The following is a 15,883-nucleotide window of genomic DNA, read 5'->3' as shown; positions in this document are numbered from 1 at the left end:
TAAAGGGAAATGGCGCTTGCTGGGAATCAACGAAAGGAACCGCAAGTGGTGGCTGCTGGCCGCCATGAGCGGTGTCATGGGCCTGGTGGTCCTGGACGAGACTGTGGTCGGCGTGGCGCTCGCCACGATCCAGCCGGAGCTCGGCATGACCAAGACCGGGGCACACTGGGTCGTCAACGCCTACTTTCTGACCTTCACCTGCTTTGTCGCCGTCGGCGGGCGGCTGGGCGATGTGATCGGACTGCGCGATCTTTTCCTTGCCGGCGTCACTATCTTCGGTCTGGCCTCACTGGCCGCCGGTTTCGCCCAGGACGGCGCCTGGCTGATCAGCGCGCGCGCCGTCCAGGGTGTTGGCGGCGCCATTATCTTCCCGACAGCGCTTGCCGCCATCACCCATACCTTCGACTTGGAGCAACGCGGTCTGGCGCTCGGCATTCAAACGACCGTCGGCGCGATCTTCATGTCGATGGGGCCGCTGGTCGGCGGTTACTTCTCCGAGGTGATCTCGTGGCGTTGGATCTTCTGGATCAACCTGCCATTCGTTGTCGTCATCGGCGTGTTGGCCATGATCGGCTGGTCGACCGCGAAACAACCCGGCCGCGCCGAGGACAAGAAACCGCATGAGGGTGTTGATTTTCCGGGTCTGATCACCCTGGTCGCCGGTCTCTCCGCGCTGGTCGTCGCGCTGATGGAGGGTGACGCATGGGGATGGGTCTCCGTCACGACCTTGTCGTTCTTTGGCGCCGGCGTTGTCCTGCTCATCGTCTTTGTCACGGTCGAGCTACGGCGCGCCAACCCGCTGTTTGAACTCGGTCTCCTGCGCATCGCGACCTTCTCAGGCGGCAACCTCGTCTTCTTCATCTTTCAGTGGAGCCAGCTGGCGGTCTTCGTGTTTGTCGCGCTCTACTTCCAAGACGTCCTGGGTGACTCGCCGATCGATGCCGGACTTATCGTGCTCGTCGCCGTCGCGCCAACGATCGCGACGTCGCTCTTGGCAGGCAAGGCGGCCGATCGATTTGGCTCACGGTTGCCACTCTCGCTCGGCATGTTGGTGCAAGGCGTCGCGCTGATCGTCGTCGGCATCGGCATGGAGGCCGAGAGCCATGCCATCATCATCACGGCGCTCGCGGTGTGGGGTGTCGCCATGCCGGTCGTGGCGGTGCCGACCCGCCGGGCGGTGATGAGTTCCGTTCCGGCAACCCAACGCGGCCAGGCAGGCGGCGTCAACCTGACCATCCAGATGCTGGGCGGCACCATCGGTGTCGCCTTGTGCAGCACGATCCTGGCGGTGACCGGCGACTACGCAAGCATGTTCTTCATGACCGGCGCCGTCATGCTGCTTGTCCTGCTTGTCGCGCGGCTCACTATCGAACGGCACCCGCAAGCCTGATACGCGAACGGTTCGGCTTCGGAACGCGCGATATGGATCCAAATGGATGGGGACCACCGTCGCGCGCGGTGCTGAGAGCCACTTTGGAAATGCGAGGGTCGCCCCGGGGCCGGGTCAGGCTCTATGCTGGGCGCCATGAACCCAACCGAACAGACGATTCTCGACGATCTTAACCTGGACGAACCGTGGACGCTGATCGAGCGGTTTTCCGCCTTTCCGCGTGAGCGGCCAGATGACGTTAACGCGGCGATGGACATGGTCGCCGAACGCCTTCGCGACTTCGGCGTGCCGCACAAACTCTATGAGCCCGAGCTTTATCTGAGCCTGCCCGGCGCGGCTTCGGTCAAGTTGGGCAACCGGCGCTTGCGCGCCAAACCCTCGTCGTTCTCTCTATCATTGCCCGAAGGTCTTAAGGCGCCGTTGCTGCACGTGCCGGCCCAGGCGGCGAGCGGTCAGCGCTCGGTCTCGGAGATGGGCGTCGACGCCGCCGGCCTGACGGCGGACACGGTCGCCGGCAGGATCGTGCTGACCGAAGGTTTCGCGCTTCCCGGCATCATCACGCCACTCGCCGAGCTTGGCGCCGCCGCCGTCGTCGCCATCAATCCCGGCGTCGACATCCATTGGGGTACCTGCACGACGATCTGGGGCGCGCCGGGACTGGACGATCTGCCACGGAAACCCAGGATCCCCGTGGTCGCCGTCAATCGCCCGGACGGCGATCTCCTGGTCGAGGCTGCCGCCCAAGGCAAGGCCGCCAAGGTTACCTGCGAGCTTGAGGAAAACTGGTTCCGGCAGAAGGTTCTTGTTGCCGACATTGCCGGCGCAATCGAGCCTGAGAGTTTTGCGCTGCTGCACGGCCATCTCGACAGTTGGGATGTCGGTGTCGGCGACAACGCGACCGGCGATGCCTGCATGCTGGAACTGGCGCGTGTGCTGTGGCGGCACCGCGACGCTCTCCGCCGCTCTGTCAAGATCGCCTGGTGGCCCGGCCACTCGACCGGGCGCTACGCCGGCAGCACCTGGTTCGCGGATGCCTTCGCCACGGAACTCGACCGGCACTGCGTCGCCCAGGTCGATTGCGACAGTCCGGGCTGTCGCTGGGCCACCGAATACACCAAGCTGTCCTGCATGGCCGAGGCGCGGTCTCTGGTGACCGAGGTGATCCAGCAGGTTGCCGACAGGACGCCTGAATGTGTGCGCCCGCCGCGCGCCGGCGACTACGCGTTCAACAACATCGGCCTGTCGAGTTTCTACATGCTGTCGTCGAAGATGCCCGACGACCTGCGCGCCGAGAAGGGCTACTACCCGGTTGGCGGTTGCGGCGGCAATATCGGCTGGCACACGGAAAACGATACGCTGGAGATCGCCGACCGCGACATCCTGATGACCGATATGAAGGTCTATCTGCTCTCCGTGTTACGTGTGGCGATGGGCGAACGGCTGCCCTTCGACTGGCGCCTTGCGGTCGACGATCTGGCCCAGACCGTCGACCGCTATCAGGCGAGCGCCGGTGACCGGCTCGACCTGAAGCCGGCGCGCGAGGCCGTCGATACGCTCGCCGATCAGCTCGCGCGGTTCTATCGCGCGGCAAACAACGGCAATCTCGAAGCAGACGAGACCAACACGGTGATCCGGCGCCTGTCGCGCATCCTGGTGCCGCTCGACTACACGCGGGGGCCGCGCTTTGACCACGATCCCGCGCTCGCCGTGCCGCCGCTGCCGATCCTGAGCCTGGCGAGCGATCTCGATAACCTCGACGACGACCAACGGAAGTTCGCGCTTGCCCAGTTGGTGAGGGGCCGCAACCGGGTCGTGGCCACGCTCGACGAAGCCACCGGAATCGTCGCCGACGTTTTGCGACCATCGTGACCGTCGACCTCTCGGGCTCCGTTCCGACGTCGGCGCAATCCTAAATCTGCTGACGCGACAAGATCGGCTCGTCGATATCCACGGCGTGTGCGCCAATCGCCGCGAGGCCCAGGCGCACGCCGGCAGCGGCCGTCTCCACTGACATGCTGGGCGCACCCAGATTGTGGTTGAGAGCCGCGACTTCCGGCAGATGAGGCAGATGAATCCAACCGGCCCGGATGTCCCATCCCTTCAGCGCGATCTGATGCAGGATGCCGTACATCAGATGATTGCAGCAGAAGGTGGCCGTGACGTCGGAGATGTCGGAGGGAATGCCGCCCTCGCGCATCGCCTTCACCATCGCGCGGATCGGCAGCGTCGCGTAGTAGGCAGCCGGCCCGTCCGGCACCGTCAGCTCGCCCTGCATGGCGCGCCCGGCGTTATCGCGCAGTTGGTAACGGGTGCAGTCGTTCAGGTTCTGCGCGATACGCTCCACCGTCACCATCGAACGCCCGCCGTATTCGCCCATCATGACAACAGTCTCGGGCCGAAGCTCTTCAATGGCGGCGCAGACGACATCGATGCAGGTGAAGAACGTGTTGGGAATGATGCGCGAGACGACCTGTGCGCCGTCAATGGTCTCGCCGTCCAAAGCATTCGCCACCTGCTCGGCGGGATTGATAGGTGTGTTGCCGAACGCTTCAAAACCGGTGAGCAGGATAGTGGCCATCGGATCGGGTCTCCCTGGGGCGGTGGTGGTCAGGATCAACTGTGCGCCCGCCGGCATGGCGGGGCAAGGCACGTCCGCCCCTTGCGCTGCGGGAGACCGGCAAGATCAGAGATGCTAGCCTGAGACGCAACGAGAACGGTGAACGCATGACCTTGCCCAAAGCCATTCTGCTCGATCTCGACGATACGATCATCCAGGCCCATGGCGCGCAGGGCGATGCCTGGCGCCAGGTGCTCCGGACCTTCGCCGATCACGACGCCATCGACGACCACGACCACCTGCACGATCACGTCGTCACGTCGGCACGCGCCTATTGGGCCGATCCCGAGCAGCACCGCATCGGCCGCCAGGATATCCGCCAGGCGCGCCGCGACATCGTCGCCCAGGCCTTTGCCACCATCGAGCTGGTCCACGACGAACTCGCCCACACCATCGCGGATGCCTTCAGCGACCACCGCGAGGCCGCCATGAAACCCTTCCCCGGCGCCATCGAAACCATCGACGAGCTGCGCCAGCGGGGCGTCGCCCTGGGCCTCGTCACCAACGGCGGCGCCGACGGCCAGCGCGCCAAGGTCGAACGCTTCGACCTCACCCACCGCTTCGACCATATTCTGATCGAAGGTGAGTTCGGCATCGGCAAGCCCGAACCCGCCGTCTTCCTGCACCTGATGGAGCAGTTGGAGAGCACACCCGACACCACCTGGGTCGTCGGCGACAACCTGGAATGGGAGGTCGTCGCGCCCCAGAAACTCGGCATCCACGCGATCTGGTGCGATGCCTACGGCAACGGCCTGCCGGAAGGCAGCGACATCAAGCCGGACCGCATCATCCAGGCGCTGCCGGAGCTGCTGGAACCTGTCGGCGGCTAGGGCTTCAGGGGTACGCCTTCGGTGTAAGCTACGGTTGTATCGCAACGTGATACAATCGGGTTATGCGTGTAGATGGCCACTTTCGACAGGAGACGGCTCGCACACAGTTGGCGAGCACCCTTGGATTCGCCCTGCTCCTGACTTTTTTCTCGGCGTTAGCATTCGGTTCGACAGCATACTCAAAACCGCTGATCGCCAGTCACAAGGAGATCGCCGAGCAGGCGGCCAATCTCGACGCTTGCCTGGATAGGCAGCTTTCCGCCGCAGCCCGTGTTGCCTTTTGCAGCGAGGTTATTGAGAACGACCCACTGTCATTCTCGTTTCGCGCCTACCTCGGCCGAGCTGAGGTCTACCGTGAGATCGACAACGCCGAAGACGCGTTGCGCGATTTGTCATCAGCCCTTCAGGAACGGCCAACAAGCGAGGAGGCACTGATCGCTCGCGGGCACGTCTACCTACTTATCAGCGACTTCGGTTCTGCAATGGCAGACTTTCAGGCGGCGCTTGCCCATCATCCGTTCAGCGCTGCGGCTCGTCGGGGTTGCATTCAAACAAAGCAAATTGGTGACCAACTTGGCAGTGACGAAGAACTTCTTCTCGACTGCTTTAGTGACGTGGGAATCGAACCGGCGTTTGCGAGCCTGTTCGATCCGCACGCACTGGAGTTGATTCAAAACACCAAGGACGCCATTCACTGGAACAGAGACTACGATGCGGCGTCGAGCCTCGCGCATGCAGCGCAGCTCGATCCAGGCGCCACATTCTGCCTGCTCTTCTACGGTCACGAGCACGCGTTCATGCTTCGCGACTTCGACCGACGAACGCGGCCGGAGGCGTACGTGGAAACAACCTTGCCACTGTCCTTGGAAGAGATCGAAAGCCGTTTGTGGCAGGACCCGACGGATACTGCAGCGTTGCGCGAACGGGGTCTGTTGTACTCGACCGTGGGCGCATGGCAACGCGCCATCGGAGATTTCGAAGCCGCCCTTAAGACCGAGCCGAGTTCACCGAACCTGCTCGTCCTGAACGCAACGGCGCGGTGGATCATGAGCAAAAACCCGACCCTGGCTCAAATCATCTATCCTGACGCCTATGCAGAGTACTTTGATCCCGCAAGGATGCTCAGCGATCTCGACCAAGCATCTGCGGCAGGCCTCGACGATCCTCTGCTCCACCTTGTACAAGGCGATGTGTACCGACTCGCACAAGCAGATGGCCTCAGTGAGTACCAACTGCGGGCCGCGGAACGTGCCATTGCGTCGTTGCCCGAACTAACGTCAGCAGAGCCAGCCATGGCCATGCTGGCGCACGACGCTCATCAAATGAGGGCATTCTCCCTGATGGACTTAGGAGATCTCGACGGCTTTCGCGAAGCAGTCGGGACATCAGGCGATCTTGCTAGCCTGTGGGCCGACCAAATGAGCGAAAAATGCCCCAATCGGCGATGAGGCAACGGTTCGTTTTGTTGGCCGTTGTCTTCTCTATTGGAGCGTTTGCGGTGTGCGCATCTCCAAGAGGTGCCCTTGCGGATCTAGAGGCGTGTCTGGGTAACACCATTGGCCCGCAGTCGCGGATCGAGGCGTGTACACAGGCGATCGATGACGGCGGTCTCGACGAAAGTGAACTCGCCGCAGCCTATCGCGCCCGTGGCACGGCCTATGACCAACGCGGCGAATACCTCAAGGCCATTACCGACTTCGATCGAACGTTGCGTCTCGACCCGACCGATGTCGACGCACGCGTCGCACGCGCCGAGGCGTACATCGCGGTCGGATCATTCGAAGGCGCACGACGAGACTACCGCCGTGTTCTCATGTTGGCGCCTGACCACGCCGATGCCCGACAAGGATGCATCGACGTGCTTCTCGCCATGGATCTCGATAACCAGACCGAACAGGCGCTCGACCACCAGTGCGCCATTGTCACCTTCGACGCCCTCGCCTATGCGCAAGCGATGCACGCGACAGGTTCAGAACTTCTAGACGTGAGTGAGATTGAAGCTGCGATCCAGGATCTCGTTTGGGAGATAGAAACATGGCGGTCTCGCCGCGACTACGACAAGGCGGCAAACGCCTATTCGCTCGCCCGGCGTCTCGACGCGGATATTCTGGCATGTCTTTACACCAACTATGATGCGCCCTTGTTGGACGCCTATGATCGAAGCGTTCGCCCCGATGCCTATGTCGAAGATGCCGCTCGTCCAACGTTGGATGAGCTCAACATCATTCTCGATTCTCACCCTCTTGATCCCACCGCCCTGCGCGAACGCGGTCTCCTCTACATTCAGATTTCCGGTTTTGAGCGGGCCATCGAGGATTTTGACCGGGCAATGGATAGCGACCCCCATCCCGAGCAGGCACGGGCAGTAAGGGGGCTAGCATGGTGGGTCTACTACCGATACGAGCTTGCACTCGACGACCTTGGTCAGGCGATGTCAATGGGAGAAGAACATGTCGTTCTTCATCTCGCTCGCGGGCTTGCGCTTGAGCAACTTCGACGATTTGATGAGGCGGTTGACGAGCTCAATCTCGTTATTGCTGACCTGCCGGACGAAACGTCCGATGTCGATGTCTTGAGGATGAAGTCGCTTGCTTACTCAGTACGTTCAATTGCAAAGCTCAAGATGGGTGACCCTGACGGAGATTGGGAGCAAGACTTCGACCAGTACTGGGACTTGGCGGGCAAGTCGATCAGTCTCGCCAAAGCACACTGTGCCGTCGACTGAATGCGCCCTAGCCTTCCCGTCCCCGCCAATCCCGCCTGAGCTCGCGCGCCATCAGTAACGCCGGACACACGAGCATGCGCATCGGCGTGACAGCACGTCGGCGCTAGAGTCGATCCGCTCTTGAACAGACCGCACCGCAATGCCGCCAAAACCGGCGAATCCGTTCTAGATCTGCCAGCGCGAAAGGCTGGGCTCGTCGATATCCTCTGCATGGGTGACGATCGCTGCGAGGCCCGCGCGCACACCGGCGGCGGCTGTCTCCACCGACATGCTCGGCAAGCCAAGATGGTCGTCGAGCGCGGCGACCTCCGGCAGGTGCGGCAGATGAATCCAGCCAGCCCGGATGTCCAGGCGGTTGACGGTGATATGATGCATCACGCCGTACATCAGGTGGTTGCAGCAGAAGGTGCCCATGACGTCGGAGATATCCGAGGGGATGCCGGCGTCGCGCATGGCCTGCACCATCGCCCGCATCGGCAGCGTCGTGTAGTAGGCGGCCGGCCCGCCCGGCACCGTCGGCTCGCCCTGGGTGGCGCGCCCCTTGTTATCGGCCAGCTTGTATCGGGTACCGTCGTTCAAGTTCTGCGCAATCCGCTCGACCGTCAGCATGGCGCGCCCGCCATATTCGCCCATCATGACGACGGTCTCGGGGCGAACTTCTTCGATCGCCGCACAGACGGCATCGATGCAGGTGAAGAAAGCGCTGGGAACGATGCGCGAGACGACACGCGCGCCGTCGATCTCATCGCCGTCGAGGAACTTCGCCACCTTTTCGGCGGGGTTGATGGGCGTGGTGCCGAACGGCTCGAAACCGGTGAGCAGGATGGTCGTCATCGGATCGCGACTCCTCATAGCGATGGTAACGGATGGCAGACTGTGCGTCGGTGGACACCGGCGAGCAAGGCATGATGGACGACATGGATGTGGAAACACCCCCGCCAAACGTCGACAAACAATCGATCGATCGCTGATGCCCTGCCCCCTGACCTTCCCGTCCCCGCCAATCCCGCCTAAGCTCGCGCACCAACGATAACCCTGGGGACACGAGCATGCGCGTGGGTGTGGAGGTGGGCGGAACGTTCACCGATCTGGTGGCGGTCGGGCCGGACGGGATACGGGTCACCAAGGTGCCGAGCGTGCCGGCGGCGCCCGACGAGGGCGCGTTCAACGCGCTGGTTTCGGCCGAACTCGATCTGGGTGCGGTCGAGGATCTCGCCCACGGGTCGACCATCGCGACCAACGCGGTGCTGGAGAGGAAGGGCGCCAAGGTCGCGTTCGTCACGACCAAAGGCTTCCGCGACATCCTGATCATGCAGCGCCACAGCCGCTCGCGCGTCTATGACCTGACGTATCAGAAACCGGAACCGGTCGTGCGCCGGCGCGACAGCTATGAAGTCGCCGAACGGCTGTTGGCCGACGGCAGCGTCGAGGCGGCGCTCGACGAACAGGCCGTGGTCGACGAGCTGATCCCGAAGCTGAAGGAAGGCGGCTATGAGGCCGTCGCGATCTGCCTGGTCAACGCCTACGCCAACCCGGCACATGAAGAACAGCTTGCCGGGATCATCGCGCGCCATTGCCAGGACATGCAGATCGCCTGTTCGTCGGCGGTCAGCCGCGAGTTCCGCGAATACGAGCGCGCCTCCACGACGACACTGTCGGCCTATGTGCAGCCCGTCATCAACCGCTATCTCGAGCGCTTCGAAGACCGGCTCAACGGCGGCGGGTTCACCGGCCGCTTCTCGGTCATGCAGTCGAACGGCGGGCGCCTGCCGGCCGACGGTATGCGGCGCAACGCGATCACCGCGCTGCTGTCGGGGCCTGCGGCCGGTGTCATGGGCGCGGTGCGCCAGGTCGGACGCTCCGGCTTCCATAATCTCATCACCTTCGACATGGGTGGTACGTCGACTGATGTTTGCCTGGTGACCCAAGGCCAGCCGGAGCTGACGTCGGAATTCGCGCTGGACGGTCTGCCGATCAGGACGCCGATCATCGACATCAACACGGTGGGCGCGGGCGGCGGTTCGATCATCTGGGTCGACGACGGCGGCATGCTGCGCGCGGGCCCGCAAAGCGCCGGCGCCGATCCCGGGCCGGCCTGTTACGGGCGCGGCGGCACCGAGCCGACCATCACCGACGCCCATGTGCTGCGCAAGACGCTGAGGCCCGACGCCTTCCTGGGCGGGCGCATGACGATTGACGGGGCGGCATCGGCACGCGCCTTCGAACCACTCGCCGAACGGTTCTCCATGTCGCTGCAGGAGATCGCCGACAGTGCCATCCGCGTCGCCGACGCCAACATCGTGCGCGCCATGCAGATCATCTCGACCGAGCGCGGCAAGGACCCGCGCGACTACGCCATGGTCGCCTTCGGTGGCGCCGGGCCGTTGCACGCCTGCCGCATCGCGGAGGATCTGGGCGTCGGCACCGTGGTCGTGCCGCCCAACGCGGGCGTGCTGTCGGCCTATGGCCTGATCGCCGCTGATTACCGCCAGTTCGATTCGACGACGCGCAAGATGCTGGTCGACGACGCGACACCCGCCGCTGTCGCCGAGGTGTTCGAGGAGATGCGCAAGCGCGCGATCGAGCGGTTCGTGCTAATGGGGCTGGGCCACGACCCCGATCTCACGTTCATCGCCGACATGCGTTTCGTCGGCCAGGCCTTCGAGGTCGCGGTCGAGATCGACCACACCGCGCTCGACGCCTTGACCGGCGACACGTTGCGCCAGCTCTTCGCCGCTGAGCACCACCGCGTCTTCATGCATGGCGGTGACGCCGGCAACCCGATCGAGATCGTCGCCTTCCGGCTCGGCGTCACCGCGCCGCTCGACGAGATCCCGGTGCTGTCGGAAGAGACCGAGGAAGCGCCCGCGCCGGCAACGGCCTGGACCATGTGGGAGCACGGTGGCGAACATGGGGGCCAAGCGGGATCGCGCGCCACCATGAAACCCGGCGACAACCTCGCCGGGCCCTATCTGCTGGAGGATACGACGTCGACCATCTCGATCCCCGATGGCTGGGCGGCTGAGCTTGACGACCACCACAATCTCGTCCTCACGAAATCGCCGTGACGGCAGACGGCGCGACGTCAGGCATGGCAAGCGTTGGCGCCGGTGCGTGACACCTCGCGGACCCGCCGCCCCTGGCTGGGTCTGACCTTCCTTCTGGTTGGCATTCTGCTGGTCGTCGCCGATCAGACGATAACGGCCGTGCTGTTGCCCAGTATCGATCACGACCTTGAAATCGGTCTGGATCTGGCCTCGCTCTCGATCACGGTGTTCATGATCGCCGCGGCCGCGACACTGGCGCCGCTTGGCCAGATTGCCGACGTGATCGGCCGTCGCAACATGCTGGCCATCGCGCTTGTCGGGTTCGCCGTCAGCAGCGCCATCACCGGAAGTGCACCGGATATCGTCTGGCTGATGGTCGGCCGGGCGCTCCAAGGTATCGTTTTTGCCGCCATCGCACCGTCGACCCTGGCGCTCCTGAACGCCAACTTTCCCGAAGGTCATGAGCGCAACCTCGCCTTTTCGTTATGGGCGACGGCCTCGGCTGTGGCGGTCGCGGTTGGACCGCTCATCGGCGCGGCGTTTGCTGAGTTCGCCTCGTGGCGCGACGTCTTTTACGTGAGCATTCCGCTTTGCATTGGCGCCGCCGCCGGTGTCCTGCGTTTCTTTGCCAACGACCGTCCGGAAAACGTGACACCGGCATTCGATTGGCCGGGCATGGTTCTGCTCGCCACCGGCATGGGCGCCCTGGTCTTCGCATTCCAGGAAGGGCCGTCGCTCGGCTGGGTCCGTCCGGCGGACGGGACGACTCTCACGATCGCCGGTCTTTCACCGATCCCGCTCCTATTCGTCGTGGGCTTGCTCTTTTTGATCGTCGTGACACAGGTCGAGCGGAAGCGCGGCCGCGCCGGGCGTGCGGTCCTGATGCGCCACGATTTGCTGACCGTTCCCAGCTTCCGCAAAACGATGCTGGCCAGTGCCGCCATGTCGATGGCGCTTTACGCCATGGTGATCTTCATCGCGATCTACGTGCAATTCGTGCTGGATCTGGACGCACTGACCGCAGGCGCCGTGCTTACCGTCCTTGGCGTCGCCCTGGCGGCAGGCGGCATGTCGGCCAGCGCGTTGCTGAGGAGTATTCGCCGTCGGTATGTCGTGAGCCTCGCGATCGCCGCCCAGGCCGTCGTGCTCATCGCCATGGCCGTCATCGTCGGCTATTCGCCGCCGCTCGTCGTACTGGGCTTGCTCGTTCTGCCATTCGGAGCGGCTTACGCCATGGCATTTTCCGGCATGATGGCCCAACTCCTGATCGACGTACCGGAGCCGCTCGCCGCCAGGGCCAGCGGTATCTCGGCCATGGTGCGTCTCGGCCTTGATGCCCTGGCCACCGCCATCATCGTCGGCGCGTTCATCGGCATCGCCGTCGGCGAGGTTCAACCCACGCTTGATGACACACCCTCACTTACTGCCGATGAAAGAGATGCTATCGAAGCCGCGACCCACTTCCGCATTGGCGTCGGCGTCGGGCGCGATGAAGCGCAGCACGTCATCGCGCGTTTGTCCCGGTCGCCGGAGACGGCGGTGCTGGTCGTAGACCTGCGCACCGGCTTTTCCGATGCCGCGCGCACGGTTCTGTTGATCGCATTCGTCTTCGTCGCCATCGGCCTGGCGCTTTACCTCTTCCTTCCGTCCGGCGACCGAAAGAACGGGAAGGCAGCGATGTCATAGGGCGATGGCTTGGTGACAGCGCGGTATCAGGAGTGCGCCTTCAGGAAACGGCACACGTTGTCGGCCACCTGATCGGCCGCTTCCTTCAGTATTGCGTGTTTGTAATCCGGGATGATGACGAGTTCGGAGTCCGGCAATTGGTCTGCGATGAACCGATTGAGGCGCGGGTTGCAGCCGCCGTCCAGTTCGCCAGTCAGAACCAGCGAAGGCGTGGTGATCTGATTGAGCCACGGCCCCATCTCGGTCGCCGCGTAGATGCGGAAAACGGCGAGGAACACATCGGCCGGCGTGTCGGTGACTTCCTTCAACCTGGCCTTCACGGCGTCAGCATGGTCGCGCAGAAAGTCGTCGGTGAACCAGCGATCGGTCAGGGTTTCCAGGATGTTGGGAATGCCGTCGCGTTCCATCGCCGTGATGACGCCCTTCACCTTGGCCGCGTCGTCCGCCGTGCGCCCGGCCGCCGTCGACAGGAGACCCAGTGACATCACGCGGTCGGGATAGGTGCGCGCATAGGCCGGACCGATCATGCCGCCCAGCGAATGGCCGATGACGTGCGCCTTCTCGATGCCAAGCTTCGCGCGCAACGCCTCCAGATCCTCGACCAGTTCGTCGAGGGAGTAGGGCGTCGGCGGCACCGGCGAGTCGCCATGGCCGCGCAGGTCGTAGCGGATGCAGGTGAAGTCGTCCTTCAGCCGCTCGACAATGGCGTCCCAGCCCGACCGGCGTGAGCCGATGCCGTGCACCATGAAGACCGGCGGGCCAGAGCCCTCGGTCGCGTGAACGCAGTCGACAGCGGCCATGACCGAACTCCCTAGGCGCCGACCGCCAGTTCGGCGTCACGGAACTGCGGCATGACGTCTGCGGCGAAGCGTTCCATGGACTCCATGACGTCCTTGTGGCTGGCGATCCCCAAATGCATGTCGAGCGCGATCTCGTCCATGCCGAGTTCCACATAGGCGCCGATCTTGTCGACAATTTCGTCCTTGGTCCCGACGATGAGCTGCTTCATCGCGTCTTCCATTTCGTAGTCGACCTCGACGATCTCCAACGAACCGTTCTTGACCGTACCCGGCGTCTCGAAACCGTTGGTGAAGCGCAGGCCGTATTCGTAAACGACCTCACGCTTGGCCTGGGCGTCCACCTCGTCGGTCGCGACATAGGCCGAGCGCAGCATCGACATGCGCGGGCGCTTTCCCGTCGCCGCCAGCGCCTCGTCGGCACCGCGGTGGAACGCCTCCATCTGCTTGACGCCGAGCGGGAACCCGCCGCGCAGCGGTGTCGTCTGCAGGTCGTAGCCCTTGCGCGCAGTGTGATAGATGGCTTCCGGTCCCAACGCGGCAATCCAGATGTTCGGCTTGTGCGGCGAGCGCGGCATGGCGGTCAGCGAATCGAACTTGTAGTAAGTGCCGTCCCAGGACACCTCCTCAGCTTCCAGAAGCGCCTCGAGAACCGCGAGTGATTCGTCGAACCGGTCGCGCGTCTCGGCGGGATCGACACCCATGCGCTGCATCTCATAGGCGAAGGCGCCGCGCCCGACACCGAGCTCAATGCGCCCGTCCGATAGGATGTCGGCCAGCATGGCCTGACCGGCGAAGCGGCGCATATCGTGGAACGGCAACACGACGACCGCCGTCGCGATCGGCAAACGTTCCGTTACGTTGGCGACCTGGACCGCGAGCATGAGGGGGTCGGGGTTCATCAACACGTTGACGAAGTGGTGCTCGGGCACCGAAAGCCCGTCATAGCCAAGTGCCTCGGCATGGCGCGCCTGCTCCAGCATGTCGCGGTAGAGCTCGGGGTGGCTGCGCGTATCGTTGAAGTGATGACAGGACAGGAAGACGTTGAACTGCACCATCGGGCCATCCTCTCGTGGCGATGTCTATTGTCCGTATAGTCCTTATTTTACGATCGTACAATAAGAAACATCATGTGTCAGCGAAACTAGGTAAATGCTGACCCAGCATGGAGCAGCAGGCGGCGTGTGCCGCCTTGGCCGAGAAGAGGCTCGGCTCCAGGCACATCTGCAGCCACAGGCCGTCGAGCAGCGCGGTCAGTTCCCGCGCCACGCGCCGGGCATCGACATCAACACCGTCCGCATCAGCGGCCTCGGCGATCATGCGCGCGAGATCGCGCCGATAGTCGCCGTAGAGCTTGTTGTGGGTTTTGGCGATCATCGGGTTGCGCGGCACCAGATCCCAGAACGCGATCTGCACACGTCGGCGCTCCGGCGCGGCAAGCGGTGGACGCAAGGTGATATCGATCATGCGTGATAACCGCTCGCGCGCGGCCAAGTCGGTGCGTTCGATCAGCGCGCGGGTGGCATCGGCCAGCTCGAAAACCATGGCGCGATAGGTTGCGGCCATCAGGTCGTCCTTGCCGTCGAAGTGGTGGCGCAACAGGCCGGGCGACACGCCGGCCTCCTCGCAGATCTGACGCACGGTCGCCCCCTCGCCCCCATCGCGCGCCATGCACCGGCGGGTGGCGTCGATCAGCGCCTGGCGGCGTACGTCGCGGGCCTCACGGGTGAACTTAGGTGCCCTTCCGGACGATTTGGCGGTTGCCATGACAACAATGCTTTGGTGCTGGATACGCCATGGCTACGCCGCGATGGGCTTCAGGTAAAGCGATGTTGTAGGATGGCGCGCCATGACGACACCGAAACCCACCGCCCTCGACCCCGTCGACTACGCCGTCATCAGCCAGGGCCTGATCGCCGCGGCGCGCGAGATGGGCGCGAAACTGGTGCGCTCGGCCTTCTCAACCGTCGTGCGCGAGGCGGCCGACGCGTCGGCGGCGCTGATGGACCGACGTGGCAATGTGGTGGCCCAGGCCGAGATGATCCCCATGCAGCTGGGCTCCATGAAGGCGACCTTGGAGGCCTGCGCCGCGCTCGATCCAATCGAGACGCTGGTCGAAGGCGATTTCTATATCTCCAACGATCCCTATAACGGCGCCCAGCATTTGCCGGACGTGTTCATCTTTTCGCCGGTCTTCTTCGACGGCTGGGTGATCGGCTTTGCCGCCTCCGTCGCCCATCACCTGGAGTTCGGCGGCGGCGCGCCGGGCATCAACGCGGGCGCCACCGATATCTATCAAGAGGGCCTCAGGATCCCGCCCGGGCGTTACAACATGGCGCGCGACTGGCATGGCGGGCCGCTGCACCGGCTGATAGCCAGCAACATTCGCGTGCCGCAACTGACCATGGGCGATTTCGACGCCCAGTTCGCCGCCAACGGCGTCGGCGCGTTGCGGCTTAAGGAACTCGCGGCGAAGTACGGCGCCAACGCTTTGGATGCGGCCATGCAGGAGTTGATGGCCTATTCCGAGCGACGCGTGCGCGCGGCGATCCAGGCGGTACCCGATGGCACCTATCGCGGCGAGGACCGGATCGACGATGACGGGGTCAGCGACGAGCCGCTCGTGATCCGCGCCGCCGTCACCATCCAGGGCGACAGCGCCCATGTCGATCTGGCCGGCACCAGCGAACAGGTGACGCGCAACCTGAACAGCCCGCGATCGTCGACCTTTTCCGCGGCATTCACCGCACTGAAGGCCGTTCTGACCAGCGCCGACATTCCGTTCAACGAA

Annotated in this window: 13 protein-coding genes; 8 read left to right on the top strand and 5 right to left on the bottom strand. The window is 63.8% G+C overall.

The window, feature by feature from the left end; genetic code table 11:
- The first annotated feature begins 16 nt into the window (after positions 1–16).
- Together AAF563_08595 and AAF563_08590 are read left to right on the top strand one after the other, a co-directional pair.
- Positions 17–1,390, top strand: coding sequence for an MFS transporter (locus tag AAF563_08595; GenBank protein MEM7121318.1), 1,374 nt, complete (start codon positions 17–19; stop codon positions 1,388–1,390).
- Positions 1,391–1,525: 135 nt separating this feature from the next.
- Positions 1,526–3,259 carry a M28 family peptidase gene (locus AAF563_08590; GenBank protein ID MEM7121317.1) on the top strand — a complete coding sequence of 578 codons (1,734 nt, stop codon included), beginning with the start codon at positions 1,526–1,528 and terminating at the stop codon, positions 3,257–3,259.
- Positions 3,260–3,299: 40 nt separating this feature from the next.
- Here the strand turns inward: AAF563_08590 and pcp (AAF563_08585) are convergent, their stop codons facing one another.
- Complete coding sequence (gene pcp / locus AAF563_08585) at positions 3,300–3,968, bottom strand: pyroglutamyl-peptidase I (protein ID MEM7121316.1); 669 nt, start codon at positions 3,966–3,968, stop codon at positions 3,300–3,302.
- Positions 3,969–4,114: 146 nt separating this feature from the next.
- Between pcp (AAF563_08585) and AAF563_08580 the strand changes: the two genes are divergently transcribed.
- From AAF563_08580 to AAF563_08570, 3 genes are all read left to right on the top strand, one after another.
- The gene (locus AAF563_08580) at positions 4,115–4,837 is read left to right on the top strand and encodes an HAD family hydrolase (protein MEM7121315.1); all 723 of its coding nucleotides are present in this window, start codon (positions 4,115–4,117) and stop codon (positions 4,835–4,837) included.
- A gap of 107 nt (positions 4,838–4,944) precedes the next feature.
- Positions 4,945–6,285, top strand: coding sequence for a tetratricopeptide repeat protein (locus tag AAF563_08575; protein ID MEM7121314.1), 1,341 nt, complete (start codon positions 4,945–4,947; stop codon positions 6,283–6,285).
- Positions 6,286–6,335: 50 nt separating this feature from the next.
- Entirely contained in the window at positions 6,336–7,562 is a 1,227-nt protein-coding gene (locus AAF563_08570) for a tetratricopeptide repeat protein (GenBank protein ID MEM7121313.1), read from the top strand.
- Between the two features lie 165 nt (positions 7,563–7,727).
- On the opposite strand, the gene pcp (AAF563_08565) is transcribed toward AAF563_08570, so the two are convergent.
- Positions 7,728–8,396: a pyroglutamyl-peptidase I gene (gene pcp, locus AAF563_08565; protein ID MEM7121312.1), complete on the bottom strand. Its 669-nt coding sequence runs from the start codon at positions 8,394–8,396 to the stop codon at positions 7,728–7,730.
- Between the two features lie 215 nt (positions 8,397–8,611).
- On the opposite strand from pcp (AAF563_08565), the gene AAF563_08560 reads away from it, so the two are divergent.
- Positions 8,612–10,630: a hydantoinase/oxoprolinase family protein gene (locus AAF563_08560; protein MEM7121311.1), complete on the top strand. Its 2,019-nt coding sequence runs from the start codon at positions 8,612–8,614 to the stop codon at positions 10,628–10,630.
- Between the two features lie 42 nt (positions 10,631–10,672).
- On the top strand, positions 10,673–12,295 hold the full coding sequence (locus AAF563_08555) for an MFS transporter (GenBank protein ID MEM7121310.1): 1,623 nt from the start codon (positions 10,673–10,675) through the stop codon (positions 12,293–12,295).
- A gap of 26 nt (positions 12,296–12,321) precedes the next feature.
- On the opposite strand, the gene AAF563_08550 is transcribed toward AAF563_08555, so the two are convergent.
- The 3 genes from AAF563_08550 to AAF563_08540 form a co-directional block, all read right to left on the bottom strand.
- On the bottom strand, positions 12,322–13,095 hold the full coding sequence (locus tag AAF563_08550; GenBank protein ID MEM7121309.1) for an alpha/beta fold hydrolase: 774 nt from the start codon (positions 13,093–13,095) through the stop codon (positions 12,322–12,324).
- Positions 13,096–13,106: 11 nt separating this feature from the next.
- Positions 13,107–14,150, bottom strand: a complete 1,044-nt coding sequence (locus AAF563_08545) for an LLM class flavin-dependent oxidoreductase (GenBank protein ID MEM7121308.1) — start codon at positions 14,148–14,150, stop codon at positions 13,107–13,109.
- Positions 14,151–14,220: 70 nt separating this feature from the next.
- Positions 14,221–14,859, bottom strand: coding sequence for a TetR family transcriptional regulator C-terminal domain-containing protein (locus tag AAF563_08540; GenBank protein MEM7121307.1), 639 nt, complete (start codon positions 14,857–14,859; stop codon positions 14,221–14,223).
- An 82-nt stretch (positions 14,860–14,941) separates the two neighbouring features.
- Between AAF563_08540 and AAF563_08535 the strand changes: the two genes are divergently transcribed.
- The coding region (locus AAF563_08535) for a hydantoinase B/oxoprolinase family protein (GenBank protein ID MEM7121306.1) at positions 14,942–15,883 on the top strand (942 nt) is incomplete at its 3' end.

The sequence above is a fragment of the Pseudomonadota bacterium genome, assembly GCA_039028155.1.
Classification (GTDB): Bacteria; Pseudomonadota; Alphaproteobacteria; order SP197; family SP197; genus JANQGO01.
Note: the sequence above shows the minus strand (reverse complement) of the source record. Positions and strands in the feature narration are given on the sequence as shown.